Annotated in this window: 28 protein-coding genes; 21 read left to right on the plus strand and 7 right to left on the minus strand. The window is 73.5% G+C overall.

Annotated features, from left to right (window positions below):
• Window positions 1-217: 217 nt before the first annotated feature.
• Window positions 218-3,757: a DNA polymerase III subunit alpha gene (gene dnaE, locus ACZ6CZ_RS03795; RefSeq protein ID WP_469014117.1), complete on the plus strand. Its 3,540-nt coding sequence runs from the start codon at window positions 218-220 to the stop codon at window positions 3,755-3,757.
• A 78-nt stretch (window positions 3,758-3,835) separates the two neighbouring features.
• Here the strand turns inward: dnaE and ACZ6CZ_RS03800 are convergent, their stop codons facing one another.
• A complete protein-coding gene (locus ACZ6CZ_RS03800) occupies window positions 3,836-4,015 on the minus strand; it encodes a hypothetical protein (protein WP_469014118.1) in 180 nt (59 codons plus the stop codon).
• A 230-nt stretch (window positions 4,016-4,245) separates the two neighbouring features.
• On the opposite strand from ACZ6CZ_RS03800, the gene ACZ6CZ_RS03805 reads away from it, so the two are divergent.
• The 4 genes from ACZ6CZ_RS03805 to ACZ6CZ_RS03820 all read left to right on the plus strand — a co-directional run bounded on the left by ACZ6CZ_RS03805 (window position 4,246) and on the right by ACZ6CZ_RS03820 (window position 8,143).
• On the plus strand, window positions 4,246-5,496 hold the full coding sequence (locus tag ACZ6CZ_RS03805) for an NYN domain-containing protein (RefSeq protein ID WP_469014120.1): 1,251 nt from the start codon (window positions 4,246-4,248) through the stop codon (window positions 5,494-5,496).
• Window positions 5,497-5,570: 74 nt separating this feature from the next.
• The gene (locus tag ACZ6CZ_RS03810; RefSeq protein WP_469014121.1) at window positions 5,571-6,545 is read left to right on the plus strand and encodes an ABC transporter ATP-binding protein; all 975 of its coding nucleotides are present in this window, start codon (window positions 5,571-5,573) and stop codon (window positions 6,543-6,545) included.
• Window positions 6,546-6,609: 64 nt separating this feature from the next.
• Window positions 6,610-7,434, plus strand: a complete 825-nt coding sequence (locus tag ACZ6CZ_RS03815; protein ID WP_469014122.1) for an ABC transporter permease — start codon at window positions 6,610-6,612, stop codon at window positions 7,432-7,434.
• 34 nt (window positions 7,435-7,468) lie between these two features.
• Window positions 7,469-8,143, plus strand: coding sequence for an AAA family ATPase (locus tag ACZ6CZ_RS03820; RefSeq protein ID WP_469014124.1), 675 nt, complete (start codon window positions 7,469-7,471; stop codon window positions 8,141-8,143).
• Between the two features lie 54 nt (window positions 8,144-8,197).
• Here ACZ6CZ_RS03820 and ybaK read toward each other — a convergent pair whose 3' ends face one another.
• The 4 genes from ybaK to ACZ6CZ_RS03840 form a co-directional block, all read right to left on the minus strand.
• Entirely contained in the window at window positions 8,198-8,707 is a 510-nt protein-coding gene (ybaK, locus tag ACZ6CZ_RS03825; RefSeq protein WP_469014125.1) for a Cys-tRNA(Pro) deacylase, read from the minus strand.
• Between the two features lie 7 nt (window positions 8,708-8,714).
• Entirely contained in the window at window positions 8,715-9,455 is a 741-nt protein-coding gene (locus ACZ6CZ_RS03830) for an LON peptidase substrate-binding domain-containing protein (protein WP_469014127.1), read from the minus strand.
• Between the two features lie 11 nt (window positions 9,456-9,466).
• A complete protein-coding gene (locus ACZ6CZ_RS03835; protein WP_469014128.1) occupies window positions 9,467-10,528 on the minus strand; it encodes a hypothetical protein in 1,062 nt (353 codons plus the stop codon).
• A gap of 211 nt (window positions 10,529-10,739) precedes the next feature.
• Window positions 10,740-12,317, minus strand: coding sequence for an oxidoreductase (locus ACZ6CZ_RS03840; RefSeq protein ID WP_469014129.1), 1,578 nt, complete (start codon window positions 12,315-12,317; stop codon window positions 10,740-10,742).
• Between the two features lie 219 nt (window positions 12,318-12,536).
• On the opposite strand from ACZ6CZ_RS03840, the gene hisD reads away from it, so the two are divergent.
• From hisD to ACZ6CZ_RS03890, 10 genes are all read left to right on the plus strand, one after another.
• Entirely contained in the window at window positions 12,537-13,862 is a 1,326-nt protein-coding gene (gene hisD / locus ACZ6CZ_RS03845; protein ID WP_469014131.1) for a histidinol dehydrogenase, read from the plus strand.
• A complete protein-coding gene (locus ACZ6CZ_RS03850; RefSeq protein ID WP_469014132.1) occupies window positions 13,859-14,968 on the plus strand; it encodes a histidinol-phosphate transaminase in 1,110 nt (369 codons plus the stop codon). The genes hisD and ACZ6CZ_RS03850 overlap by 4 nt, the downstream gene beginning before the upstream one ends.
• Window positions 14,965-15,558, plus strand: a complete 594-nt coding sequence (gene hisB, locus ACZ6CZ_RS03855) for an imidazoleglycerol-phosphate dehydratase HisB (RefSeq protein ID WP_469014133.1) — start codon at window positions 14,965-14,967, stop codon at window positions 15,556-15,558. The genes ACZ6CZ_RS03850 and hisB overlap by 4 nt, the downstream gene beginning before the upstream one ends.
• 4 nt (window positions 15,559-15,562) lie before the next feature.
• On the plus strand, window positions 15,563-15,727 hold the full coding sequence (locus ACZ6CZ_RS03860; RefSeq protein ID WP_469014135.1) for a hypothetical protein: 165 nt from the start codon (window positions 15,563-15,565) through the stop codon (window positions 15,725-15,727).
• On the plus strand, window positions 15,718-16,368 hold the full coding sequence (gene hisH, locus ACZ6CZ_RS03865; RefSeq protein WP_469014136.1) for an imidazole glycerol phosphate synthase subunit HisH: 651 nt from the start codon (window positions 15,718-15,720) through the stop codon (window positions 16,366-16,368). The genes ACZ6CZ_RS03860 and hisH overlap by 10 nt, the downstream gene beginning before the upstream one ends.
• Window positions 16,369-16,371: 3 nt before the next feature.
• Window positions 16,372-17,097: a bifunctional 1-(5-phosphoribosyl)-5-((5-phosphoribosylamino)methylideneamino)imidazole-4-carboxamide isomerase/phosphoribosylanthranilate isomerase PriA gene (priA, locus tag ACZ6CZ_RS03870; protein ID WP_469014138.1), complete on the plus strand. Its 726-nt coding sequence runs from the start codon at window positions 16,372-16,374 to the stop codon at window positions 17,095-17,097.
• The gene (locus tag ACZ6CZ_RS03875; RefSeq protein ID WP_469014139.1) at window positions 17,094-17,483 is read left to right on the plus strand and encodes a RidA family protein; all 390 of its coding nucleotides are present in this window, start codon (window positions 17,094-17,096) and stop codon (window positions 17,481-17,483) included. The genes priA and ACZ6CZ_RS03875 overlap by 4 nt, the downstream gene beginning before the upstream one ends.
• 24 nt (window positions 17,484-17,507) lie before the next feature.
• Window positions 17,508-18,263 carry an imidazole glycerol phosphate synthase subunit HisF gene (hisF, locus tag ACZ6CZ_RS03880; RefSeq protein ID WP_469014140.1) on the plus strand — a complete coding sequence of 252 codons (756 nt, stop codon included), beginning with the start codon at window positions 17,508-17,510 and terminating at the stop codon, window positions 18,261-18,263.
• Window positions 18,264-18,426: 163 nt separating this feature from the next.
• Entirely contained in the window at window positions 18,427-19,014 is a 588-nt protein-coding gene (locus tag ACZ6CZ_RS03885) for an ArsR/SmtB family transcription factor (RefSeq protein WP_469014142.1), read from the plus strand.
• A gap of 13 nt (window positions 19,015-19,027) precedes the next feature.
• Window positions 19,028-20,281 (plus strand): MFS transporter, encoded by a 1,254-nt coding sequence (locus ACZ6CZ_RS03890; protein WP_469014144.1) that lies wholly within the window; start codon window positions 19,028-19,030, stop codon window positions 20,279-20,281.
• Between the two features lie 48 nt (window positions 20,282-20,329).
• Here the strand turns inward: ACZ6CZ_RS03890 and ACZ6CZ_RS03895 are convergent, their stop codons facing one another.
• On the minus strand, window positions 20,330-20,731 hold the full coding sequence (locus tag ACZ6CZ_RS03895; protein ID WP_469014145.1) for a VOC family protein: 402 nt from the start codon (window positions 20,729-20,731) through the stop codon (window positions 20,330-20,332).
• Between the two features lie 10 nt (window positions 20,732-20,741).
• Window positions 20,742-21,377, minus strand: coding sequence for a TIGR03085 family metal-binding protein (locus ACZ6CZ_RS03900; RefSeq protein ID WP_469014147.1), 636 nt, complete (start codon window positions 21,375-21,377; stop codon window positions 20,742-20,744).
• An 81-nt stretch (window positions 21,378-21,458) separates the two neighbouring features.
• Here ACZ6CZ_RS03900 and hisI point away from each other — a divergent pair, with 81 nt between their 5' ends.
• The 6 genes from hisI (at window position 21,459) to trpC (ending at window position 26,011) form a co-directional block, all read left to right on the plus strand.
• Window positions 21,459-21,896, plus strand: coding sequence for a phosphoribosyl-AMP cyclohydrolase (hisI, locus tag ACZ6CZ_RS03905; RefSeq protein ID WP_469014149.1), 438 nt, complete (start codon window positions 21,459-21,461; stop codon window positions 21,894-21,896).
• Window positions 21,897-21,907: 11 nt separating this feature from the next.
• Window positions 21,908-23,416, plus strand: a complete 1,509-nt coding sequence (locus tag ACZ6CZ_RS03910) for an anthranilate synthase component I (protein WP_469014151.1) — start codon at window positions 21,908-21,910, stop codon at window positions 23,414-23,416.
• 39 nt (window positions 23,417-23,455) lie between these two features.
• Complete coding sequence (locus ACZ6CZ_RS03915) at window positions 23,456-24,094, plus strand: TIGR02234 family membrane protein (protein WP_469014154.1); 639 nt, start codon at window positions 23,456-23,458, stop codon at window positions 24,092-24,094.
• A gap of 182 nt (window positions 24,095-24,276) precedes the next feature.
• A complete protein-coding gene (locus ACZ6CZ_RS03920; RefSeq protein WP_469014156.1) occupies window positions 24,277-24,534 on the plus strand; it encodes an HGxxPAAW family protein in 258 nt (85 codons plus the stop codon).
• An 87-nt stretch (window positions 24,535-24,621) separates the two neighbouring features.
• The gene (locus tag ACZ6CZ_RS03925; RefSeq protein WP_469014158.1) at window positions 24,622-25,068 is read left to right on the plus strand and encodes a DUF2752 domain-containing protein; all 447 of its coding nucleotides are present in this window, start codon (window positions 24,622-24,624) and stop codon (window positions 25,066-25,068) included.
• 133 nt (window positions 25,069-25,201) lie between these two features.
• Window positions 25,202-26,011, plus strand: a complete 810-nt coding sequence (gene trpC, locus ACZ6CZ_RS03930) for an indole-3-glycerol phosphate synthase TrpC (RefSeq protein WP_469014160.1) — start codon at window positions 25,202-25,204, stop codon at window positions 26,009-26,011.
• Window positions 26,012-26,021 lie beyond the last annotated feature (10 nt).

Here is a 26,021-nt window from a genome sequence, read left to right on the forward strand (position 1 = left end):
GCGCCGCGGGACACGCGGCGCGCGCCGTGTGGCGCATGACACGGGGGCGGACGGGACGCCCGCCGGGACGGGCCTTCCGTCCTCTCCCAACGCACGAAGGTACGCGTGAGTGCCCGCGGAGTGTCAGTGCCGAGGCATAGACTTCGACGCTGTCCCCCAGACCGTCCGCGACCGGGGGGACGTCCGTCGACGTACGTTTTCCTTGGAGGCCGAAACCGTGTCGAAGCCGCCGTTCACGCACCTGCACGTCCACACCCAGTACTCGCTGCTGGACGGTGCCGCGCGGCTGAAGGACATGTTCAACGCCTGCAACGAGATGGGCATGACGCACATCGCCATGTCCGACCACGGCAACCTGCACGGGGCGTACGACTTCTTCCACTCCGCGAAGAAGGCCGGGGTCACCCCGATCATCGGTATCGAGGCCTACGTCGCCCCGGAGTCGCGGCGCAACAAGCGCAAGATCCAGTGGGGCCAGCCGCACCAGAAGCGGGACGACGTCTCCGGCTCCGGCGGCTACACCCACAAGACGATCTGGGCGGCGAACGCGACCGGCCTGCACAACCTCTTCCGGCTCTCCTCGGACGCCTACGCGGAGGGCTGGCTGCAGAAGTGGCCCCGCATGGACAAGGAGACCATCTCCCAGTGGTCCGAGGGCCTGATCGCCTCCACCGGCTGCCCCTCGGGCGAGCTGCAGACCCGGCTGCGCCTGGGCCAGTACGACGAGGCGCTGAAGGCGGCCGCCGAGTACCAGGACATCTTCGGCAAGGACCGCTATTTCCTGGAGCTGATGGACCACGGCATCGAGATCGAGCGCCGGGTCCGCGACGGCCTGCTGGAGATCGGCCGCAAGCTCGGCATCCCCCCGCTGGTCACCAACGACTCGCACTACACGTACGCGCACGAGGCCGGCGCCCACGACGCCCTGCTGTGCATCCAGACCGGCAAGAACCTCTCCGACCCCGACCGCTTCAAGTTCGACGGCACCGGCTACTACCTGAAGTCCACGGAGGAGATGTACGCCATCGACTCCTCGGACGCCTGGCAGGAGGGCTGCCGCAACACCCTCCTGGTGGCCGAGCAGGTCGACACCACGGGCATGTTCCAGAAGCGCGACCTGATGCCGAAGTTCGACATCCCGGAGGGCTACACCGAGGTCACCTGGTTCAAGGAGGAGGTCCGCCGCGGCATGGAGCGCCGCTTCCCCGGCGGCATCCCCGACGACCGCCAGCGCCAGGTCGAGTACGAGATGGACGTCATCATCCAGATGGGGTTCCCGGGCTACTTCCTGGTGGTCGCCGACTTCATCATGTGGGCCAAGAACAACGGCATCGCCGTCGGCCCCGGCCGCGGCTCGGCGGCCGGCTCGATCGTCGCCTACGCCCTCGGCATCACCGACCTCGACCCCATCCCGCACGGCCTGATCTTCGAGCGGTTCCTCAACCCCGAGCGCGTCTCCATGCCCGACGTCGACATCGACTTCGACGAGCGCAGGCGCGTGGAGGTGATCCGGTACGTCACGGAGAAGTACGGCGCGGACAAGGTCGCCATGATCGGCACCTACGGCACCATCAAGGCCAAGAACGCGATCAAGGACTCCGCGCGCGTGCTGGGCTACCCGTACGCCATGGGCGACCGCCTGACCAAGGCGATGCCCGCCGACGTCCTCGGCAAGGGCATCCCGCTGTCCGGCATCACCGACCCCAGCCACCCGCGCTACAGCGAGGCGGGCGAGATCCGGGCGATGTACGAGAACGAGCCCGACGTCAAGAAGGTCATCGATACCGCCAAGGGCGTCGAGGGCCTGGTGCGGCAGATGGGCGTGCACGCGGCCGGCGTGATCATGTCCAGCGAGACCATCACCGACCACGTCCCGGTCTGGGTGCGGCACACCGACGGCGTCACCATCACGCAGTGGGACTACCCGAGCTGCGAGTCGCTCGGCCTGCTGAAGATGGACTTCCTGGGCCTGCGCAACCTCACGATCATGGACGACGCCGTCAAGATGGTGAAGGCCAACAAGGGGATCGACATCGATCTCCTGAGCCTCCCGCTCGACGACCCCACGACCTTCGAGCTGCTCCAGCGCGGCGACACCCTCGGCGTCTTCCAGTTCGACGGCGGCCCCATGCGCTCGCTGCTGCGCCTGATGAAGCCCGACAACTTCGAAGACATCTCCGCCGTGTCGGCCCTGTACCGGCCGGGCCCGATGGGCATGAACTCCCACACCAACTACGCGCTGCGCAAGAACGGGCAGCAGGAGATCACGCCGATCCACCCCGAGCTGGAGGCGCCGCTCAAGGAGGTCCTGGACGTCACCTACGGCCTGATCGTCTACCAGGAGCAGGTGCAGAAGGCGGCCCAGATCATCGCCGGCTACTCGCTCGGCGAGGCCGACATCCTGCGCCGGGTGATGGGCAAGAAGAAGCCCGACGAGCTGGCGAAGAACTTCACCATCTTCCAGGCCGGCGCCCAGAAGAACGGCTACAGCGCGGAGGCGATCCAGGCGCTGTGGGACGTGCTGGTGCCCTTCGCCGGCTACGCGTTCAACAAGGCGCACTCGGCCGCGTACGGCCTGGTGTCGTACTGGACCGCCTACCTCAAGGCCAACCACCCGGCCGAGTACATGGCGGCGCTGCTGACCTCCGTCAAGGACGACAAGGACAAGTCGGCGGTCTACCTCAACGAGTGCCGCCGCATGGGCATCCGCGTGCTGCCGCCCAACGTCAACGAGTCGGAGGCGAACTTCGCCGCCCAGGGCGACGACGTGATCCTCTTCGGCCTGTCCGCCGTCCGCAACGTCGGCGCCAACGTCGTCGACTCGATCATCCGGTGCCGCAAGGCCAAGGGGAAGTACTCCTCCTTCCCGGACTACCTGGACAAGGTCGAGGCGGTGGTCTGCAACAAGCGCACCACGGAGTCGCTGATCAAGGCCGGCGCCTTCGACTCGATGGGCCACACCCGCAAGGGGCTGACCGCCCAGTACGAGCCGATGATCGACAACGTGGTCGCGGTCAAGCGCAAGGAGGCCGAGGGCCAGTTCGACCTCTTCGGCGGCATGGGCGAGGAGACCACCAACGAGCCCGGCTTCGGACTCGACGTGGAGTTCACCACCGACGAGTGGGACAAGACCTACCTCCTCGCCCAGGAGCGGGAGATGCTCGGTCTGTACGTCTCCGACCACCCGCTGTTCGGCCTGGAGCACGTGCTGTCCGACAAGGCCGACGCGGGCATCGCCCAGCTCACCGGGGGTGAGCACGCCGACGGCGCGGTCGTCACCATCGGCGGCATCATCTCGGGCCTGCAGCGCAAGATGACCAAGCAGGGCAACGCCTGGGCCATCGCCACCGTGGAGGACCTGGCCGGCTCCATCGAGTGCATGTTCTTCCCGGCGACCTACCAGCTCGTGTCGACCCAACTCGTCGAGGACGCCGTGGTGTTCGTCAAGGGCCGCCTCGACAAGCGGGAGGACGTGCCGCGGCTGGTGGCGATGGAGCTGATGGTCCCCGACCTCTCCAACGCCGGCACCAACGCGCCGGTGGTGCTCACCATCCCGGCCACCCGGGTCACCCCGCCCATGGTCAGCCGCCTCGGCGAGATCCTCAGCCACCACAAGGGCGACAGCGAGGTCCGCATCAAGCTCCAGGGGCCGCGCAAGACGACGGTGCTGCGCCTGGACCGGCACCGCGTCAAGCCGGACCCGGCGCTGTTCGGTGACTTGAAGGTGCTGCTCGGGCCGTCCTGCCTGGCGGGCTGAGCGGCCGCAGCGCGCGAGGGGCGCACCCGTGACGGGCGCGCCCCTCATCCGTACCGGCGTCGACCGGGCCCCGCGGGCTCAGTTGTGGCCGAAGCGCTTCTGCTGCTTACGGGCAACGTCCGCGGGGCTGCCCGGTATCTGCGCCACCGGCGACTCGTGCGTCTCGGGGGACGTCCGCTGCGTCTGCTCCTGCGGGCGGTCGGACTGCGCGGCGCGGTTCTGCGGACCGGACTGCTTGCGGTTCTTGTTCTTGGCCATGGGGGTCTGCCTCCTTGGGGGCTGCGGGGTCCGGGGGTTCGAACCGGGACCAGATTCACATACGCTGACTACCGGCGCATGTCGGATAATTACCGTGTGTGACAGGGTCGTCGGAGGAGTACGCCGCACAAACGCCACGCCGAAGATCGAGTTCGGGCCGTTAACCCCCGCGCCGTCGGGCAGACTCGAAGCAAGCCGCATGCAAGCCTCCCGGGAAGAGGGTGAGTCGCGTGGACCGCTGCATCGTCCTGGTGGACGCCGGGTATCTGCTGGGAGCCGCCGCCAGCCTCCTCGCCGGAGAACCCTCGCGGTCCCGGATCACCGTCGATCACAGCGCGCTGATCCAGGCCCTGCGCGAACGCGCCGAATCGGACACCGAACGCCCCCTGCTGCGCATCTACTGGTTCGACGGCGCCCCCGACCGCGTGCCCCAGCCGGAGCACCGCCGGCTGCGGGTGATGCCCCGCGTCACCGTGCGCCTCGGCGCGCTCACCCGCAGCGACGGGCGCTGGGCGCAGAAGGGCGTCGACGCGGCCATGCACGCCGAGCTGACCGAGCTGGCCCGCAACCGCGCCTGCTCCGACATCGTGCTGGTCACCGGCGACGGCGACCTGCTGCCGGGCATGATGGCGGCCAAGGAGCACGGCGTCGCCGTCCACCTGTGGGCCGTACAGGCCGCCGACGGCGACTACAACCAGTCCGAGGACCTGGTCGCCGAGGCCGACGAGCGGCGCGTGCTGGACCGCGCCTGGATCACCCAGGCCGTCCGCGCCAAGGAGCTGACCGGCATCTGCGCGCCGCCCCCCGCGCCCCGGCCGGAGATCGCGGCCATCCTGTCCGCCCCGCTGCCGGAATCCGCGCCGGGCGGCGGCGCCGGCCGCGCGGCCGAGGAGCCGGACCGCGCCCCGGTGCCCGTCCCGTCGGAGAACGGCGCCCAGGAGCGGGTCCCCGCGGCCAAGGGCGTGCCCACCCCCAAGGACCTCGCCGCCCTGCGCGCGCCCGGCGCCCCCGCCGCGCAGCCCCCGGCGACCGCGACCCTGCGCTGGTCCTCCGACAAGGGCTGGGTGGACCGGCCGGGCGGGGTGTCCGAACCGTCCGAGGTGGCCGCCATGCCGACGCTGGCCCAGCTCACCACGGCCGAGCAGCGCTGGGCCGACCGCGAGGAGGACATCACCACGGTCGGCGGCGACCCCTACGAGGTGGGGCAGGTCTTCGCCCGGCGCTGGATCTCCCGGCTCGGCGACCCGGCCCATGTGCAGCGGCTCGCCACGATGTACCCGCGCGTCCCGCACCGCATCGACGGCGAGCTGCTGCGCTACGCGGCCCGCTTCGGGCTGCTCGCCCACAAGGACGACCAGATCGACGAGCACGACCGGTACGCCATCCGGGCGGGCTTCTGGCGCGAGATCGACGTGCCCGCCGCCGCCGAACACGTCCCCGCCGGGAGCGAGGGCGCCCGGGAAGGCCCCAAAGGCGAGTAAAGGTGGCGGACCCCGTACCCTCGTCCCTTGTGAGTACGCGCGCGGGACAGGCACTTCGGCATCGGACTGACGTCGTGTGCGCGGTGCGCGGGCTGACCAAGACCTACCGGGCCGTGAAGGCGCGGCGCGGATCGCCCGGGACGCCCGAGGTGCGGGCCACCGACGCCGTCGACCTCGACGTCCGGCGCGGTGAGATCTTCGGGCTGCTCGGCCCCAACGGCGCCGGCAAGTCCACCCTCGTACGGCAGCTGACCGGGCTGCTGCGGCCGGACGCCGGCCGGGTGGAGATCCTCGGCCACGACATCGTGCGCCACCCCGAGCGGGCGGCGCGGCTGCTCGCCTACCTCGGCCAGGACTCGACGGCGCTGGACGAGCTGACCGTGGCGCTGGCCGCCGAGACCACCGGACGGCTGCGCGGCCTCGACGTGCGCGCCGCCCGGGCCGCGCGCGACGCCGTACTGGACGAACTCGGGCTCACGCCGATCGCCGGGCGGCCGCTGAAGAAGCTGTCCGGCGGGCAGCGGCGGCTGGCCTGCCTCGCCTCCGCGCTGGTCGGCGAGCGGCCGCTGCTCGTGCTGGACGAGCCGACCACCGGCATGGACCCGGTGGCCCGGCGCGCGGTGTGGGCGGCCGTCGACCGGCGGCGCGCCGAGCACGGCACGACCGTGCTGCTGGTCACCCACAACGTCATCGAGGCGGAGACCGTGCTGGACCGCGTCGCCGTCCTGGACCGGGGCCGGGTCATCGCCTGCGACACCCCCGCCGGGCTGAAGGAACAGGTGGCCGGCGAGGTGCGGGTGGAGCTGGTGTGGCGGGAGCGGGCGCCGCTGGAGGTGCCCGAGGTGGCCGTCCTGCGCGAGCGGGCGGTGCGCACCGGCCGGCGCTGGACGCTGCGGCTCGCGCCCGAGGAGGCCCGGGCCGTCGTCGCCACGGTCACCGGCGGCGCGGCCTTCGCCGCCCTGGACGACTTCACGCTCGCCACGCCCAGCCTGGAGGACGTGTACCTGGCGCTGGGCGGCGCCGCACGGCAGGGACTGGTGAAGGCGTGAACGCGAGGGCGAGCGGACGTGTACGGGACGGCCGCGGTGCCGTGGGGAAGAGGAGCGGTTCGACGTGAGTGCCGTACCCGCACAGGTGCTGACCGGCAGTGGTGCCCCGGCCGCGCCGGACGCCGCCCCGGGAGCGGCCGCGCTGGCCCCGGCCGCGCGGCTGTGGCCGTCCCTGGCGGCCGTCTACCGCGCGCAGCTCTCCCGCGCGCGGGTGGCGCGGATCCCGCTGCTGTTCGTGGCGACCTTCCAGTCCGTCGGCATCATGGTCATGATGCGCGGGGTGGTGGACACCCGGGGCGAGGCGCAGTCGGTGGTGGCCGGGTCGTCGGTCGTGGTCGTCGCCTACGTCGCGCTGAACCTGCTCGCCCAGTACTTCGGGCAGCTGCGGGCGAGCGGCGGGCTCGACCACTACGCCACGCTGCCGGTCCCGCCGGCCGCGGTGGTGCTGGGGGCGGCGGGCGCGTACGCGTCCTTCACCGTGCCGGGGACGCTGGTCACCGCCGTGTTCGGCTGCGCGCTGTTCGGGCTGCCGCTGGCGAACCTGTGGGTCCTGCTCGCCGTGGTCCCGCTCGCCGGGGCCGCCCTGTCCGGGCTCGGCGCCGCCTTCGGGCTGCTCGCGCCGCGCCCCGAGCTGGCCACGCTGCTGGGGCAGCTGGGCATGTCGGCGGCGCTGCTGCTGGGGGTGCTGCCCGCGGAGCGGATGCCGGGGATCATCCGGCTGGCGCGGGATCTGCTGCCCTCGACCTACGGCGTGGAGGCCTACGCCCGCACCTTCGGCGACCGTCCCGACTGGCCGCTGGTCGTCGCTGACCTGGGGGTGTGCGCGGGCGTCGGTGTGGTCTCGCTGGCCGTGGCCACCTGGGCGTACCGCCGGGCCGCCGTCCGGTGACGCGCCGCCCGGGCCGACCTGGCACGATGTCAGGGTGACCGCACCGCTGACTCCGCCTCCCCACGACCAGCCCCCGCACCAGGCCTGGCAGCCGCCGCCTGCCGGGGCGGACGGCGGCCTGTACGAACAGGACGGGCCCGGGATGAAGACCGAAGTGCGGGAGGCCGCCGTGACCGCGGTCGCGGTGGCGCTGGCCGGGGTGCTGCTCGGGCTGCTGTGGGCGTGGCTGGCCCCGCACGTCCCGCTGGTCGCCGAGGTGGCCGGCAAGAGCTGGGTCGTCTACCTCAAGGACACCGAGGGCGAGCAGGCGGTGGGCGTGGACGGAACGTTCACCCTGCTGGCGCTGGCCTTCGGCGCGGTCAGCGCGGTTGTCGTCTTCCTGCTGCGGCGCCACGGCGGCGTGCCGCTGGTGGTGGGCCTCGGGGCCGGCGGCCTGCTCGGCTCGCTGCTGGCCTGGCGGCTCGGGATCTGGCTCGGCCCGGAGCACGACGTGCTCGCCCACGCCCGGGCGGTGGGCAAGGGCGTCACCTTCCCGGCGCCGCTGAAGCTGAGCGCGAAGGGAGCGCTGCTGGCCTGGTCGCTGTCGGCGCTGCTGGTCCACCTCGGCCTGACGGCCCTGTTCGGCCCGCGCGACCCGGAGCCGTACCCGGACGGGCCCTACCAGCAGCAGCCCTACCAGCAGGGCGGATACGGGCCGCCGGCCGCGTGACCCGGCCGGCCCCGACCGCGTGACCGCCGCGGCCCCGGCGGCGCCGCGGCGCGCTCAGGCGCGGCCGACCGGGGCCAGGACGGCGTCGGTGAGGCGGGCCAGGTCGGCGGGGGCGAGTTCGACCTCCAGGCCCCGGCGGCCCGCCGAGACGCAGATGGTCGCGTGGCCGGTCGCCGAGGCGTCGAGGACCGTGCGCAGCCGCTTGCGCTGGCCGAGCGGGGAGATGCCGCCGCGGACGTAGCCGGTGGTGCGTTCCGCGAGCGCCGGGTCGGCCATGGCCGCGCGCTTGCCGCCCACCGCCGCCGCGAGGGCCTTGAGGTCCAGGGAGCCGGCCACCGGCACCACGGCCACGGTGAGGGTGCCGTCGACGTCCGCCACCAGGGTCTTGAAGACGCGGTCGGGGGAGACGCCCATCGCCTCGGCCGCCTCCTCGCCGTAGGAGGGGTGCGCGGGGTCGTGCTCGTAGGCGTGCACCGTGTGGGTGACGCCCGCCGCGGTCAGGGCGACCGTCGCGGGCGTGCCCCCGGCGCCGTTGTGCTGCTTGCTCTGCCGCTTCTTCGCCATGTTCCGCTCAGTTCAGGCTCGTCGGGGACCGGGTCAGCTCCGCCGCGGGCAGCGACGGCAGATTGCGGATGATGGCGGTCTCCGCGCGCAGCACCTTCAGCTCGTCGCGCAGGCGCGAGGCGGTGTCCGGGGCCTGCAGCAGCCGCTGCTTGGTGGGGATGTCCAGCATCATCGCCGCCGCGACGAGGTACGACACCACCTGCGGGTCGTCCGGCAGCTCCGCGCCCGTGGACAGCGAACGCTCGCGGGCGCCCGCCAGCCGCTTCTGGTACTGGCGGAAGGCGCGCAGCACGCCCTGGGCGAGGGCGCCGCCCTCGTCGCCCGGCTGTTCCGGCAGCTCCTCCAGCTCCGCCGTCAGGAACGGTCCCGAGGCGTCCACGGACAGCAGCCGCACCCGGCTCGTCCCGGTCGCCAGCACCTCGAAGGTGCCGCCCGTCCGCTCCCGCACGGTCGCGGCGTCCGCCACACAGCCCACCGGGTGGAAGGACGTCAGCGGGTCCGGGCCGAAGCCCGCGGCCGCGCCCAGCTCGGGCTGCGCCGTCGGGTCCGGCATCCCCGGGGCGCTCGGCGCCACCTCGTGGCCGTCGCGGATCGCGACGACGGCGAACCGGCGCGGTTCGTCCTCCGGGGTCTTCAGCAGTTCGCGCATCATGGCGCGGTAGCGCTCCTCGAAGATGTTCAGGGGCAGCACGAGACCCGGGAACAGCACCGAGTTCAGCGGGAACAGTGGCAGACGGACGGTGGTCACGGCGCCCCAGCCTAATGGTCATCGGCGGGGGTGTGTCCGCCGCGCTCGCTCCCTGATCGTCCGGACGCGGACCCGGCCGTGGCGCGGGCGGCGTCGGCGGAACCCGGCAGGCCCGACAGCAGGGACTCGCGCAGCGCGAGGAAGTGGCCCAGCGGGTCGTCGGAGAACCCGTCCCACGGGAACGAGGTGGCGTACGGGCCGATCAGCCGCACCTGGGTCCGGGCGTCCTCCCAGCGCTCCAGCCGGACCAGCAGGTAGGTCAGCTTGTTGCGCATCTCGGCGGGCCAGGGGTCGGCGGCCGGGAAGCGGGCGGAGAGCGCGATCGCCCGGTCGGCCGCCGCGTCCAGCCGCACCCGGGGCACCTCGGCGCCGCAGCCGTCGGTCAGGTAGCCGTGGGCGGCCCGGGCGGGCAGCGCCTGGACGAGCGAGTCCGCGGGGGCGTCCTGCGCGGCCCGGTCGGCGAAGTCGAAGCACTCCAGGTGCGAGCCGTGCCAGGACGCGGCGAGGTAGCGCAGCGCCGCGGCGTGGGCGCCGTAGTGGTGCGGGGCGCGCCGTACGGCCGCCTCCCACAGCTCCTCGAAGTACTTCGGTCCGCAGCGGGCGCCGCGCGCGTGGTCCAGCGCGATCCGCCACGGCACCGGGTCCCGGTCGCAGGCGCGGGCGGCGGCCGTGATCAGCGGGCTGACCTCGCGCAGCAGTTCGGCCCGGGCGGGCGAGGGCCAGGCGCGGTCCACCGCGAGCTGGGCGGCGACCACCAGCGCGTCGGGGTCGTCGGGGGCGGCAGCGCGCCACTGGTCGAACCACTCGGGGCGCGACCGGGCGAAGGCGGCGAGCCGCAGCACGTACCGGTCGCGGTCCTCCCAGGCGCCGGCCGTCCGGGTGGCGGCGAGCAGGGCGGCGGCGGGCCCGTGCTCGCCGCGGCCGGCCGCGACCAGGGCGGGGGAGAGGCGGGCGTCGGGGGCGTCGAGGACGGTCTCGTCGTCGGCCGGCCGCGGGGCGGCGGGACGCGGGGCGTGGCGTGTCATCCGGCCGGAGCGGATGAAGGCGGGCAGCAGAGCCATGGTGCCGACCATTGAAGGTCCGCAGGTCGTGCCCGCGCCAGAGGGCCTGGACAAGTCGCCGAAGGTTGTACGCCGTTCGGTCAAGGGCAAGTAAAACGTGAGTGTTCAACTATTTATCTCTGCATCATCCGTCCCCTGAGCCCCGCGAGCCTCGCATCTTTCGGCCTTCACGCCCCTGCCGTCCGCCCTGGCCGCCCCCGCCGCACTCGCACGCCGGGCGTCCTCAGCCCCGCCGCAGCAGCCGGGTCGCCCCCGCCGCCACCGTCGTGGCCAGCACCCAGCCCAGCAGGACCAGCGCCGCCGCCAGCCACTGCCAGCCGCCGCGCAGCTGCCACTGGCCGGCCTGGCCCAGGTCGATCACCGGCAGCAGCAGGTCCAGGGCGAACAGGGCGGGGCTCCAGGCCGGATGGCCGCCGGAGTTCACCGGCGGGTGGTCGGCGTGCCGGAAGGCCAGCGCGCCCGCCGCCCACAGCACCGCCATCCACACCGCGGCCCGGCCCGGCCGGTAACCGTAGGCGACCGTCCAGTCCTGGAGGAAGCCCCAGCATTTAGCGGCCAGGGGCAGCGTCTCGCGGCGCCTGCGCTGCTTGGCGAGCAGCACCTCGCGCGCGTCCTCGTCCTCCCCGGCCGCGCGCAGCACCGCGGCCAGCCGCTCGTACGGCTCCGGGTTGTACTCGGCCGTGGCCGCCGCCACCCACTCCAGCCGCCGGGTCAGCGGGAACGGGCCGTGCGGGACGAGGTTCTCGTACCCGAAGCCGCCCATGTGCAGCCGGCCGGGACCGGGCCAGCTGCTCGCGCGGTCCACCAGGTTCACCACCCGCGCGCCGGACAGCACCACCCTGCCGCGCTCCGGCTTCTCGCCGAGGAAGCGCAGCTCGGGCGTCTGCACGCGGCGCAGCGACAGCTCCTGGTCGTCGCCCAGGGCGAACCGCGCCCGCTCCAGGTCCACCGCGTCCCCGAACCGGCCGTCGTCCAGGCGCAGCCCGCCCTGGCACTCGAACCGCTGGATGCGCGTCCCGCGCGCGGGCGTCACCCCGCTCAGCAGCGGATTGCCGACCCCGGCCGGGGTCAGGTACAGGGTCCGCCCGACGGTCAGCTGGGGGGCGTTCAGGGCGAGGCGCGCGCGGGGATTGACCAGTTTCGCCCCCCGCAGGCTCAGGGACACGCCCACCGCGGCGCCGCGCAGGCTCAGCTCGCCGTGCGACTCCAGCAGCTCCGCCTGGAGGTCCTGGCCGACGTTCAGGCCGTCCGCGGCGATCGAGCGGCCGCTGCGGTCCGGCCCCACCACCGCCTGGTTGAGCAGCAGGTCGGTGCCGATGTGGGCGTCGGTAAGCCGCACCCCGCCCGGGAAGCGGCAGCGCGGCAGGTGCAGGTCGCCCTCGGTGTGCACCCGCGCCGCCTCCAGGCGCGGCACCGAGCAGTCCACCAGGCGTACGGTCGCGAAGTGGGCCTCGGGCAGCAGGACCTGCTCGTCGAAGCGGCAGCCGCGCAGCTCCAGGTACGGCGTGACCGTGCCGCCCGCCAGGTCGAGCGTGCCGGTGACCCGGATGCCGGCGAGCTTCAGCGCGGCGACCCGGCCCGCCAGCGCCGGCGGCCCGTCCAGCAGCAGCCAGCAGATGACGCGCGCCCGCACGCTCCGCCCGGGCCCCCAGGGGCGCCCGCCGTGCGGGTCGTCCACCACGGCGTCCCCGCTGCTCAGGTCGTACACGCTGCCGTTGCGGAAGGCCTGCCACATGCCCGCCTCGGCCGCGGTCAGGTCCTCGGGCGGCTCCCCGGCGTGCGCACCGGACTCCTCGGTCACGGCTCCTCCCGCCGGCTCGGTGTTCCCGGCGCCCCGCGGAGGGCGCTCCCGCCCCGGGGAGCTACTCGCGGGTCACCTGTTTCGTACACCCGTTCATGCCCGCTGAGTGACGCTTCGAACACTCAAAGTGAGGATGAGTGTCCGGGTTCCAGCCAGGTTCTGTATCAGCCATTGATACGCGCGGACGGCCGCGCGCCGGGGTCTGAGAGAATTGGGTACGTGATCTCCCGAATCGATCTGCGCGGCGACGCCCTTCCCGAGGGACCCGCCCTGCGCGACCTGCTGCCCCGAGCCGACTTCGACGTCTCGGCCGCCCTGGAGAAGGTGCGCCCGATCTGCGAGGCCGTGCATCATCGGGGCGACGCGGCGCTGATCGACTTCGCGGAGAGGTTCGACGGGGTCCGGCTGGAATCCGTCCGGGTCCCCGCACAGGCGCTCACCGACGCGCTCGAGGCCCTCGACCCGGCCGTGCGCGCGGCCCTGGAGGAGTCCATCCGCCGCGCCCGCCTCGTGCACCGCGCCCAGCGCCGCACGGACCGCACGACCCAGGTCGTGCCGGGCGGCACCGTCACCGAGAAGTGGGTGCCCGTCGACCGCGTCGGGCTGTACGCACCGGGCGGCCGCTCGGTCTACCCCTCCTCCGTGATCATGAACGCGGTGCCCGCGCAGGAGGCCGGCGTGCCCTCCGTCGCGCTGGCGTCCCCGCCCCAGGCGGAGTTCGGCGGGCTGCCGCACCCCACGATCCTGGCCGCCTGCGCGCTGCTCGGCGTCGACGAGGTGTACGCGGCGGGCGGTGCCACCGCCGTCGCGATGTTCGCCTACGGCACCGAGTCCTGCGCCCCCGCCACCATGGTCACCGGCCCCGGCAACATCTGGGTCGCCGCCGCCAAGCGCTTCTTCACCGGCCGCATCGGCATCGACGCCGAGGCCGGCCCCACCGAGATCGCGGTCCTCGCGGACGCCACCGCCGACCCCGTGCACGTCGCCGCCGACCTGATCAGCCAGGCCGAGCACGACCCGCTCGCGGCCGCCGTCCTGGTCACCGACTCCACCGAGCTGGCCGACGCGGTGGAGAAGGAACTCCAGCCGCAGGTGGAGGCCACCAAGCACGTCGAGGACCGGATCGTCCCGGCCCTGCGCGGCAGGCAGTCCGCGATCGTGCTGGTCGACGGGATCGAGGAGGGCCTGCGGGTGGTCGACGCGTACGGCGCCGAGCACCTGGAGATCCAGACCGCCGACGCGGCCGCCGTGGCCGACCGGGTCCGCAACGCGGGCGCGATCTTCATCGGCCCCTGGGCGCCGGTGTCACTGGGCGACTACGCGGCCGGGTCCAACCACGTGCTGCCCACCGGCGGCTGCGCCTGCCACTCCTCGGGGCTGTCCGTGCAGTCCTTCCTGCGCGGCATCCATGTCGTCGACTACACGCGCGAGGCGCTGGCCGACGTCGCGCACCACGTGGTGACGCTGGCGGAGGCGGAGGACCTGCCCGCGCACGGCGCGGCGGTCAAGGCGAGGTTCGGGTGGAAGGTACCGGCGGGCAAGTGAACTTCGGAATCGACGATCTCCCCGTACGGGACGAGCTGCGCGGCAAGTCCCCCTACGGCGCGCCCCAGCTGGACGTCCCCGTACGGCTGAACACCAACGAGAACCCCTACCCGCTGCCCGAGCCCCTGGTCGAGCGGATCACCGAGCGGGTGCGCGAGGCCGCCCGGGACCTCAACCGCTACCCCGACCGGGACGCGGTGCAGCTGCGCACCGAGCTGGCCCGCTACCTGACCAGGACCGGCGGTCACCCGCTGGGCCTGGAGAACGTCTGGGCGGCCAACGGCTCCAACGAGGTCATCCAGCAGCTGCTGCAGACCTTCGGCGGACCCGGGCGCACCGCCATCGGCTTCGAGCCGTCGTACTCCATGCACGCGCTCATCGCGCGCGGCACCGGCACCGGCTGGATCTCCGGCCCCCGCGGCGAGGACTTCACCATCGACCTGCCGGCGGCCGAGAGGGCCCTCGCCGAGCACCGGCCGGACGTCGTCTTCCTCACCACCCCCAACAACCCCACCGGCAGCGCGGTCCCGCCCGCCACCGTCGTCGCGCTCTACGAGGCGGCGCAGGCGGCCAGGCCGTCGATGGTCGTCGTGGACGAGGCCTACGTCGAGTTCAGCCACGGCGACTCGCTGCTGCCGCTGCTGGAGGGCCGGCCGCACCTCGTCGTGTCCCGGACGATGTCGAAGGCGTTCGGCGCGGCCGGACTGCGCCTGGGCTACCTCGCCGCGCACCCGGCGGTCGTGGACGCCGTCCAGCTGGTGCGGCTGCCGTACCACCTCTCGGCGATCACCCAGGCGACCGCCCTGGCCGCCCTGGAGCACACCGACACGCTGCTGAAGTACGTCGAGCAGCTGAAGTCGGAACGCGACCGGCTGGTCACCGAGCTGCGCGCGGCCGGTTATGACGTCGTGGACTCCGACGCCAACTTCGTGCAGTTCGGCCGCTTCGACGACGCCCACCGGGCCTGGCGGAGCATCCTCGGCCGGGGCGTCCTGGTCCGGGACAACGGCGTACCGGGGTGGCTGCGGGTGTCCGCCGGCACCCCCGAAGAGAACGACGCGTTCCTCGACGCGGTCCGTGAGCTGAAGAAGGAGCTGAAGGTATGAGCCGCGTGGGGCGCGTGGAGCGCACGACCAAGGAGACCTCGGTCCTCGTCGAGATCGACCTCGACGGCACCGGCCGCACCCAGATCGCCACCGGCGTCGGCTTCTACGACCACATGCTCGACCAGCTCGGCCGGCACGGCCTCTTCGACCTCACCGTGAAGACCGAGGGCGACCTGCACATCGACTCCCACCACACCATCGAGGACACCGCCCTCGCGCTCGGCGCCGCCTTCCGGCAGGCGCTCGGCGACAAGGTGGGGATCTACCGCTTCGGCAATTGCACCGTCCCGCTGGACGAGTCCCTCGCCCAGGTCACCGTGGACCTCTCCGGCCGGCCCTACCTCGTGCACACCGAGCCCGAGAAGATGGCGCCGATGATCGGCGAGTACGACACCACGATGACCCGGCACATCCTGGAGTCCTTCGTCGCCCAGGCCCAGATCGCCCTGCACGTCCACGTGCCCTACGGCCGCAACGCCCACCACATCGTGGAGTGCCAGTTCAAGGCGCTCGCCCGGGCACTGCGGTACGCCAGTGAGCGCGACCCGCGCGCGGCCGGCATCCTCCCGTCCACGAAGGGCGCCCTGTAGAGCCATGAACGGTCTGTCCACCGTCCTCATCGTCGTCGGTCTCTTCCTGGTCGGCGGGATCGTCTCCTTCGTCAAGCAGAAGATGCCCACGAGCCTCATCGTGCTGCTCTCCATCGGCGCGGCCATGTGCCTCGTCGCGGGCGTCATCCGGCTGGAGGTGTGGAATTGAGCACCGGCACCAAGAAGGTCGTGGTCTTCGACTACGGCTTCGGCAACGTCCGCTCCGCCGAGCGCGCCCTCGCGCGCGCGGGGGCCGACGTCGAGATCACCCGTGACTACGACCGGGCGATGAACGCCGACGGCCTGCTGGTGCCCGGCGTCGGCGCCTTCGCCGCCTGCATGCGGGGCCTGCGTGAGGCCCGCGGCGACTGGATCGTCGACCGCCGGCTGTCCGGCGGCCGGCCGGTGATGGGCATCTGCGTCGGCATGCAGATCCTGTTCGCCCGCGGCATCGAGCACGGCGTGGAGGCCGACGGCCTCGACGAGTGGCCCGGCACGGTCGAACCGCTCCAGGCCGACGTCGTGCCCCACATGGGCTGGAACACCGTCGACGCGCCGGCCGGCTCCGAGCTGTTCGCCGGCCTCGACGCCGGCGCCCGCTTCTACTTCGTGCACTCCTACGCCGTCCACGACTGGGCGCTGGAGTCGCACAACCCGGCGATCGCGGCCCCGAAGGTCACCTGGTCGACGCACGGCAAGCCGTTCGTCGCGGCCGTGGAGAACGGCGCCCTGTGGGCCACCCAGTTCCACCCCGAGAAGTCCGGCGACGCCGGTGCCCAGCTCCTCACCAACTGGATCGGAACCCTGTAGACCATGGCCAAGCTCGAACTCCTCCCCGCCGTCGACGTCCGCGACGGCCAGGCCGTCCGCCTCGTGCACGGCGAGTCCGGGACCGAGACGTCGTACGGCTCCCCGCTGGACGCCGCCCTCGCCTGGCAGCGGTCGGGCGCCGAGTGGCTGCACCTGGTCGACCTGGACGCCGCGTTCGGCACCGGGGACAACCGGGCGCTGATCGCCGAGGTCGCGAAGGCCATGGACATCAAGGTCGAGCTGTCCGGCGGCATCCGCGACGACGACACCCTCGCCGCCGCCCTCGCCACCGGCTGCACCCGGGTGAACCTCGGCACCGCCGCGCTGGAGACCCCGGAGTGGGTCGCGAAGGTCATCGCCGAGCACGGAGACAAGATCGCCGTCGGCCTGGACGTGCGCGGCACCACCCTGCGCGGCCGCGGCTGGACCCGCGACGGCGGCGACCTCTACGAGACGCTGGCCCGCCTCGACACCGAGGGCTGCGCCCGTTACGTGGTCACCGACATCGCCAAGGACGGCACCCTCCAGGGCCCCAACCTGGAGCTGCTGCGCTCGGTGTGCGCCGCGACCGACCGCCCCGTGGTGGCGTCCGGCGGCGTGTCCTCGCTGGACGACCTGCGGGCGATCTCCGGGCTGGTGCCCCTCGGTGTCGAGGGCGCCATCGTCGGGAAGGCGCTGTACGCGAAGGCGTTCACCCTGGAAGAGGCCTTGGAGGCTGTGTCGTCATGACCGATGCCGTACGGCGTGTGCAGAGCGGGAGTCCCTGGGAAGACAGCTTCGGGTTCGCACGCGCCGTGGCGGCGGGCGACCGGGTCCTGGTGGCGGGCACCACGTCCTTCAAGGGCAGCGTGCTGTACGGGGAGGGCGACCCGTACGAGCAGGCCAAGGTGGCCTTCACCAGCGCCCTGGAGGCGATCGCGGAGTTCGGGCTCGGCCCCGAGTCCGTGCTCAGGACCCGGATCTACCTGACCCACGCCCGGGACGTGGACGCCGTGGGCCGGGCCCACAAGGAACTGTTCGACCCGGTGCGCCCGGTCTCGACCCTGCTGGTCGTGGAGGGTTTCGTGGACCCGCGCATCCTGGTCGAAGTCGAAGTGGAAGCATTCAGAGGCTGAAGGCCGTTAAGGAGCCGTGACTTCATGACCCTGGCGGTCCGAGTCATCCCCTGCCTGGACGTGGACAACGGCCGGGTCGTCAAGGGCGTCAACTTCCAGAACCTGCGCGACGCGGGCGACCCCGTCGAGATGGCCAAGGTGTACGACGCCGAGGGCGCCGACGAGCTGACGTTCCTGGACATCACCGCCTCCTCGGGCAACCGGGAGACGACGTACGACGTGGTGCGCCGCACCGCGGAACAGGTGTTCATCCCGCTGACGGTCGGCGGCGGCGTCCGCGCGGCCGAGGACGTGGACAGGCTGCTGCGGGCGGGTGCCGACAAGGTGGGCGTCAACACCGCGGCCATCGCCCGCCCCGAGCTGATCCGGGAGATCGCCGAGCGCTTCGGGCGCCAGGTGCTGGTCCTCTCCGTGGACGCCCGGCGCACAGCGACGGGGTCCTTCGAGGTCACCACGCACGGCGGCCGCAGGGGCACCGGCATCGACGCCGTCGAGTGGGCTCACCGGGCCGCCGAACTGGGCGCGGGCGAGATCCTGCTGAACTCCATGGACGCCGACGGCACCAAGGACGGCTACGACCTGGAGATGATCGCGGCCGTCCGCAAGCACGTCACCGTCCCGGTGATCGCCTCCGGCGGAGCGGGCCGGCTGGCCGACTTCCCGCCGGCCGTCGACGCGGGCGCGGACGCGGTCCTCGCCGCCTCGGTCTTCCACTTCGGCGATCTGCGCATCGGCGAGGTCAAGCAGACCCTCCGCGAGTCCGGCCACCCCGTACGCTGACCCGCCCGCCGACCTCCGGCCCCGGACGCCCCGAAGGGCGTCCGGGGCCTTCCGCGCCGCGGCCCCGGAGGCTGCGCCCTGGACCGGCACGAGGAGTCGCGCGTGATCGGATGTTGCGCAAGATTAGTTGTGCAATTTTTCCTGCGCATCTACAGTCATGCGCATGGCACGTGAGCGGGAACACCGGATCACCGACGTCGGCACGCTGAAGGCGCTCGCCCACCCGCTGCGCATGCGGCTGTACCGGCTGCTGTGCGTCTCCCGCACGGCGACCGCCTCGCACCTCGCCGAACAGGTCGACGAGGCCGTCTCCCTGGTCAGCTACCACCTGCGCAAGCTCGCCGAGCACGGCCTGGTCGAGGAGGCCGAGCCACAGAGCGCCGACGGACGCGAGCGCTGGTGGCGGCCCGCGTCGGACGGGGTGAGCATCCGGGACGGCGACTTCCGGGACGCCCCCGAGAAGGCGGCCGCCCACCTCGCGGCCACCCGCCTCTTCCACGACCAGCGCGCCGAGATGTACCGCCGCTACCTCGACGAGCGCCCGGCCTGGGGCGCCGAGTGGAACGCCGCCGCCCCGGACAGCGAGTCCCTGCTGCGCCTGACATCCGCCGAACTCGGCGAGCTGCGCGCCGAGCTGATCGCCCTCGCCCGGAAGTACGACGAGAAGGGCCGGGCTGCCGAGGCCGCCGGTGACACCGAAGGGCGCGAGAACGTCGCACTGCACGTGTACGGCTTCCCGTTCCGCGTCTGAGAAGGACCCCCCAGTGACCGATACGCTCGTGCCCGCGGACTCCGTCTCCGCCGGACGGCCCGCCCATCGTGATGCCAACGTGCTGCGCTGGCTGGGCGCCTACACCGCCTCGATGCTCGGCGACAGCGTCTACTACATCGCCCTGTCCTGGGCCGCCGTGCGCAGCGGCACGGCCTCGCAGGCCGGGGTCGTGATGTCGGTCAGCGCGCTGCCGCGGGCGGTGCTGATGCTGGGCGGGGGAGTGGTCGCCGACCGGTTCGGACCGCGCCGGGTGGTCGTCGCCAGCGACGCGGTGCGCTGCGCCGCCGTCCTCGCGGTGGCCGCGCTGCTGTTCCTGACCAGCCCCGGACTGTGGCCGCTGGCCCTGCTGGCGCTGGTCTTCGGCACCGTCGACGCCGTGTTCATGCCCGCCGTGGGCGCCCTGCCGGCCAGGATCACCGGCCCCGGCCAGCTGGCCCGCGTCCAGGGCATGCGCGGCCTCGCCATCCGCTTCGCGGGCGTCGTCGGCGCCCCGCTCGGCGGCCTGGGCGTGGCGGCCGGCGGCGCCGCCGCCGCTTTCGCACTGGCCGGGCTGCTCATCGCCGTGTCGGTGCCGCTGCTGCTCGGGGTCCGGATGCGGGAGCTGCCCACCGACGGTACGGGCGCGGCGGCGGGCAGGGGTGCCTGGCGCGAGCTGAAGGACGGGCTGGCGTACATCCGGGGTCACCGCGTCCTCGCCCCGCTGATGCTGACCATCGCCCTCGGCGACATCGGGTTCGTCGGCCCCCTCAACGTCGGCCTGGCCCTGCTCGCCGACCGGCGCGGCTGGGGCGCCGCCGGGATGGGCTGGGTGCTCGCCGGGTTCGGCGCGGGCGCGGGCGCCGTCTCCCTGCTGCTGACCGTCCGGGGCCGGCTGCCGCGCGCCGGAACGGTCGCCGGGTGCGCGATCCTCGCCGGTTCCGTCGCCATCGGCGCCCTGGCGTACGTGCCGGCACTCCCGGCGGCCGTCGGCGTGGCCCTGCTGATCGGGCTGCTCGCGGGGCTCAGCGGTGTCCTGTGCGGCGCCCTGGTGCAGACCCTCTCCGACCCGGCGTACCTCGGCCGCGTCACGGCGGTGTCCGGCCTGGTCAGCCTCGGCCTGGCGCCGCTGGGCATGCCGCTCGCGGCCGCCGCGATCGGTGCCTGGGGGCCCGGGCCGGTGTTCGTGGCGAGCGCCGCCGTCTGCGGCCTCGGCGGGGTCGTCGCCCTCGCCGTGCCCGCTCTGCGCCGCGCCGAACTGCCCCGCTGACGGCGGCGACCGCGCTGCGGCCCGCCCCGCCCCGGCCGGCGCCGCCGGTCAGCCCGGCTTCGGCTGGGTCAGCTGGACCAGGTTGCCGACCGTGTCGTCCAGCACCGCCGCGATCACCGGCCCCTGCTCCTGCGGCGGGTGCGCGAACCGCACGCCCAGGCCGCGCAGCCGCGCGTACTCGGCCCCCATGTCGTCCACCGAGAACACGATGCTCGGGATGCCGCTGTCGTACAGGGCCCGGCGGTACGGCTCGGCCACGGGGCCGTCGCCGGGCTCCAGCAGCAGCTGGAGGTCCCGCTGGGCACCGTCCGGCGCGCCGACGGTGACGAACAGGGTGCCGTCGCCGAGGTCCATGTGCAGCCGGGTCTCGAAGCCGAGGACGTCCGTGTAGAAGGCGTGGGCCTTCGCCACGTCGTCGACGTACACACCGGTCATCGCGACCTTGATCATGGCTGTCCTCTCAGATGCCGAGCCGCTTGGACTCCCGCAGCTCGGTGACGGCCGCCGTGTCCCCCGCCACCTCCACCGCGGCGGCGCCGTGCCGGCCGTGGGCGAACATGAGCAGCTCGGACGGTTCACCGGTCACCGTGACGACCGGGGCGCCGCGGTGCGCGACGACCGTCTGGCCGTCGGGGCGGCGCAGCACCAGGCCGGTCGGCAGGCCCCGGCCCAGCAGGCGCCCGGTGCGCTCCAGCCGGGACCACAGGGTGTCCTGGAAGACCGGGTCCAGCTCGCGCGGGGTCCAGTCCGGCTGGGCGCGGCGGACGTCCTCGGTGTGGACGTAGAACTCCACCGTGTTCGCGGCCTCGTCGACCTGCTTGAGCTGGAACGGCGAGAACCGCGGCGGCCCGGTGCGGATCAGCTGGAGGAGTTCCTCGAACGGCTTCGCGGTGAACTCCGCCATCACCCGCTCCAGACGCGGGGCGAGCTGCTTGACCAGCACGCCCCCGGCCGCGTCCGGGCGGCGCTCGCGCACCACGATGTGGGCGGCCAGGTCCCGGGCCCGCCAGCCCTCGCAGAGGGTGGGTGCCTGCGGGCCCACGGTTTCCAAGAGGTCGGCGAGCAGGAGCCGTTCACGCTTGGCGAAGGTCGACATGAAGTCAGCCTACGACCGCGCCCGGGGTCCGGACAGTGGACACGGCCCGGCTCCGGCGGTGCCGCGCGGCACAATGGCCCCATGACCCGTACGACCGGCACCCCCCGGCCCAGCAGCCTCGACCCGGAGATCGCCGCCCGCCTCAGGCGCGGCGCCGACGGCCTCGTGCCCGCCATCGCCCAGCAGTACGACACCGGCGAGGTGCTGATGCTCGGCTGGATGGACGACGAGGCGCTGCACCGCACGCTCACCACCGGCCGCTGCACCTACTGGTCGCGCAGCCGCCAGGAGTACTGGGTCAAGGGCGACACCTCAGGCCACGTCCAGCGGGTGAAGTCCGTCGCCCTCGACTGCGACGCCGACACCGTGCTGGTCAAGGTCGACCAGGTGGGCGCCGCCTGCCACACCGGCGACCGCACCTGCTTCGACGCCGACGTGCTGGTGAGGGACGCCGGCGGCGACGGGGCCGGTGCCGGTGCCGGCGTCCCGCGCGCGTGTCCGGACCCCGCGGATCAGTAAGGTCAGCCGCCATGGACATCGAGACCTTCCGCAAGCTCGCCGTCGACCGCCGGGTCATCCCGGTCACGCGCAAGCTCCTCGCCGACGGTGACACCCCGGTCGCGCTCTACCGCAAGCTCGCCGCCGAACGCCCCGGCACCTTCCTGCTGGAGTCGGCGGAGAACGGCCGCACCGCGTTCCAGTGGTCTCGCTACTCCTTCGTCGGTGTACGCTCCGCCGCCACGCTGACGGCCCGCGACGGCCGGGCCCACTGGCTCGGCTCCCCGCCGGTCGGCGCCCCCGTCGACGGCGACCCCCTCGCCGCCCTGCGCGCCGTCGTCGAGGCCCTGCACACCCCGCACCAGGAGGGCCTGCCGCCCTTCACCGGCGGCATGGTGGGCTACCTCGGCTACGACATCGTGCGCCGCCTGGAGAAGATCGGCGCCGGTGACCACGACGACCTGCGCCTGCCCGAGCTGACCATGCTCCTCACCAGCGACCTCGCCGTCATGGACCACTGGGAGGGCACGGTCCTGCTGATCGCCAACGCGATCAACCACAACGACCTCGACAGCGGCGTGGACGAGGCCCACGCGGACGCCGTGGCCCGCCTCGACGCCATGGAGGCCGACCTCTCCCGGCCCGTCGCCCAGCCCCCGGCCGTGCTGCCGCCCTCCGAGCTGCCGGAGTACACCGCGCTGTGGGGCGGCCCGGACTTCCGGGCGGCCGTGGAGGACATCAAGGAGCGCATCCGGGCCGGCGAGGCCTTCCAGGTGGTGCCCTCCCAGCGGTTCGAGACGCCGTGCACGGCGAGCGCGCTGGACGTCTACCGGGTCCTGCGGGCCACCAACCCCTCCCCGTACATGTACCTGTTCCGGTTCGACGGCTTCGACGTCGTCGGCTCCTCCCCGGAGGCCCTCGTCAAGGTCGAGGACGGGCAGGCCATGGTCCACCCCATCGCCGGCACCCGCCCCCGCGGTGCCACCCCGCAGGAGGACCAGGCCCTCGCCGACGAACTCCTCGCCGACCCCAAGGAGCGCGCCGAGCACCTGATGCTCGTCGACCTCGGCCGCAACGACCTCGGCCGGGTTTGCGAGCCCGGCTCGGTCGAGGTGGTCGACTTCATGTCCGTCGAGCGGTACTCGCACGTGATGCACATCGTCTCCACGGTCACCGGCCGGGTCGCCGGCGGGCGCACCGCCTTCGACGTGCTGACCGCCTGCTTCCCGGCGGGCACCCTCTCCGGCGCCCCCAAGCCGCGCGCCATGCAGATCATCGACGAACTCGAGCCCTCCCGGCGCGGCCTGTACGGCGGCTGCGTCGGCTACCTCGACTTCGCCGGCGACTCCGACACCGCCATCGCCATCCGCACCGCCCTGCTGCGCGACGGCACGGCCTACGTGCAGGCCGGAGCGGGCATCGTCGCCGACTCCGACCCGGTCGCCGAGGACACCGAGTGCCGCAACAAGGCGGCCGCGGTGCTGCGCGCGGTGCACACCGCCAACGGGCTCACCAAAGTGACGCACCCGGGGCGTGATTGACCCCACCCGGGTGACCGTTCGTCCGCGGTCCGGGGGATAGTGGGGTACGTGACTGCCGTACCGCACCCCCGTTCCGAAGCCGCCGCCCCCCACCGGTCCGGCCGGCGCAGCCTCGCCGTGGCCCTGACGTGCGGGGCCCTCGGCGCGGCCGTGGCCCTGCTCGCGACCCGGCAGCGCTGGTCGGAGGGCAGCGCCGCGGTGGCCGGCGGCGTCCTGCCGCTCACCGCCCGGGGCAGCGACGTCACCGGCGTCCCCGCGGCCCTCGCCATAGTCGGCCTGGCCGCGCTCGTCGCCGTCTTCGCCGTCCGCCGCGCCGGGCGCCTGCTGGTCTCCGCGCTGCTGGCGCTCTCCGGCGCGGGCATCCTCGCCGCGGCCCTGACCGGCGCCTCGGACAGCGCCGCGCTGGACGAGAAGGCCGCCGAGGCCACCGGCGACTCCTCCGCCACGGTCGCCGCGCTCAGCCACACCGGCTGGCCCTACGTCGCCGCGGCCGGCGGCGCCCTGATCCTGCTCGCCGGACTGCTCGCGCTGCGCTACGGCCGGCGCTGGCCCGCGATGTCGGGCCGCTACGAGCGCGGCACGGACCGCCCCCGCCGCACGGCCCGGCCCGCCGACCCCGAGCGGCCCGAGGAGATCTGGAAGGCCCTGGACCGCGGCGAGGACCCCACCGGAGCCTGAGCGCCCGGCCGCCGCGTCCGCGCGGACCGGTGTGGCGAAACAGACGCCGCCCAGGGGGCACCCGCGCTCACGGCGGGCCTGTGCGTACGGGACAATGGAGGACGAGCGTCCGGCCCGGAGCGAACCCAGGGCCCGGACACGTACGACTCGTACGACACTTCCACAGCATCGAGGAGCAAGTCATGGCGGGCAGCAGCCACGGTCACACCCCGGCCGCCTGGACCGGTGTCATCATCGCCTTCATCGGTTTCTGCGTCTCGGGCGCCTTCATGGTGATGGCCCAGCCGCTGGGATTCTGGGCCGGCATGGTGATCGTGGTCCTCGGCGGCGTGGTGGGCCTCATCATGCGCGCCATGGGCCTCGGCGCGCCCAAGGAGAGCCGCCCCCTGCCGCACAGCGCCCCGAAGGCGACCCCCCAGCCGGCCCACGCCGAGGGCTGAGCACCGCCGCCGCCCGAGGGGCGGCCCGGCACCGGGTGACGGTGCGGGGCCGCCCCTCACGCGCGTGCGGCGCCGGTGCGGGGCAGAATGCCAGGCGTGAACGCCGACATCCGCAGCGCCGCCGAGCCGGCGCCCCCCGCCCTGTGGGGGCGGCTGGCCGTCCCGGCCGGGCTCCTCACGGCCGTCGCCGGCGCCTTCGCCTACGTCGGGACCGTCGACCCCAACCAGCCCGGCCACTACCCGACCTGCCCGCTGTACCGGCTCACCGGCCTGTACTGCCCGGGCTGCGGCGGACTGCGCAGCGCGCACGCCTTCGTCCACGGCGACCTCCTCGCCGCGCTCCACGACAACGCCGCCGGTGTGGCCGCCTACCTGGCCTTCGCGGTGCTGTGGACCGTCTGGGTGGTCCGCGCGGTGCGCGGCCGGCCGGTGCGGACGGAGCCGGGCCGGGCGGTGGCCTGGGGTGTCGGGGCGTCGCTGCTGGTCTTCACCGTTGTCCGGAACCTGCCGTTCGGTGGCTGGCTGCATCCTTGATCACGGGGCGGGCGTCCAGGTAGTGGGACCCGGGACGGCCGGATGCGGGGCCCGTGCCGTCCTGCGGATACCATCGCAGTGACCGCAGGTTTACAGAACCCGAGGAACGACCGTCTGAAAGGGGGCCGCTCGCGTGAGTGTGCTCGACGAGATCATCGACGGAGTCCGTGCCGACCTCGCGGAGCGGCAGGCGCGCGTCAGCCTCGACGAGCTCAAGGAGCGCGCGGCGCAGGCCCCCGCGGCCAAGGACGGGGTGGCCGCGCTCAAGGGCGACGGCGTCAAGGTGATCTGCGAGGTCAAGCGCTCGAGCCCGTCCAAGGGCGCGCTGGCCGCGATCGCCGACCCGGCGGCCCTGGCGGCGGACTACGAGGCGGGCGGCGCCGCCGTCATCTCCGTGCTGACCGAGCAGCGCCGCTTCGGCGGCTCCCTCGCCGATCTGGAGGCGGTCCGCGCGCGCGTGGACATCCCGGTGCTGCGCAAGGACTTCATCGTCACCTCCTACCAGCTGTGGGAGGCCCGGGCGTACGGCGCCGACCTCGCGCTGCTGATCGTGGCGGCCCTGGACCAGCCGGCCCTGGAGTCGCTGATCGAGCGGGCCGTCTCCATCGGCCTCACCCCGCTGGTCGAGGTGCACGACGAGGACGAGGTGGACCGGGCGGTGGACGCCGGCGCCAAGGTCATCGGCGTCAACGCCCGCAACCTGAAGACGCTGGAGGTCGACCGCGGCACGTTCGAGCGGATCGCCCCGGAGATCCCGGACACCGTCGTCAAGGTCGCCGAGTCCGGGGTGCGCGGCCCGCACGACCTGATCGCCTACGCCAACGCGGGCGCCGACGCCGTTCTGGTCGGCGAGTCCCTGGTCACCGGGCGCGACCCGAAGGCCGCCGTCGCCGACCTGGTCGCGGCGGGCGAGCACCCGGCACTGCGGCACGGGCGCGGCTGACCCCGGTAGG

It is taken from the genome of Streptomyces sp. NPDC041135 (genome assembly GCF_055592085.1).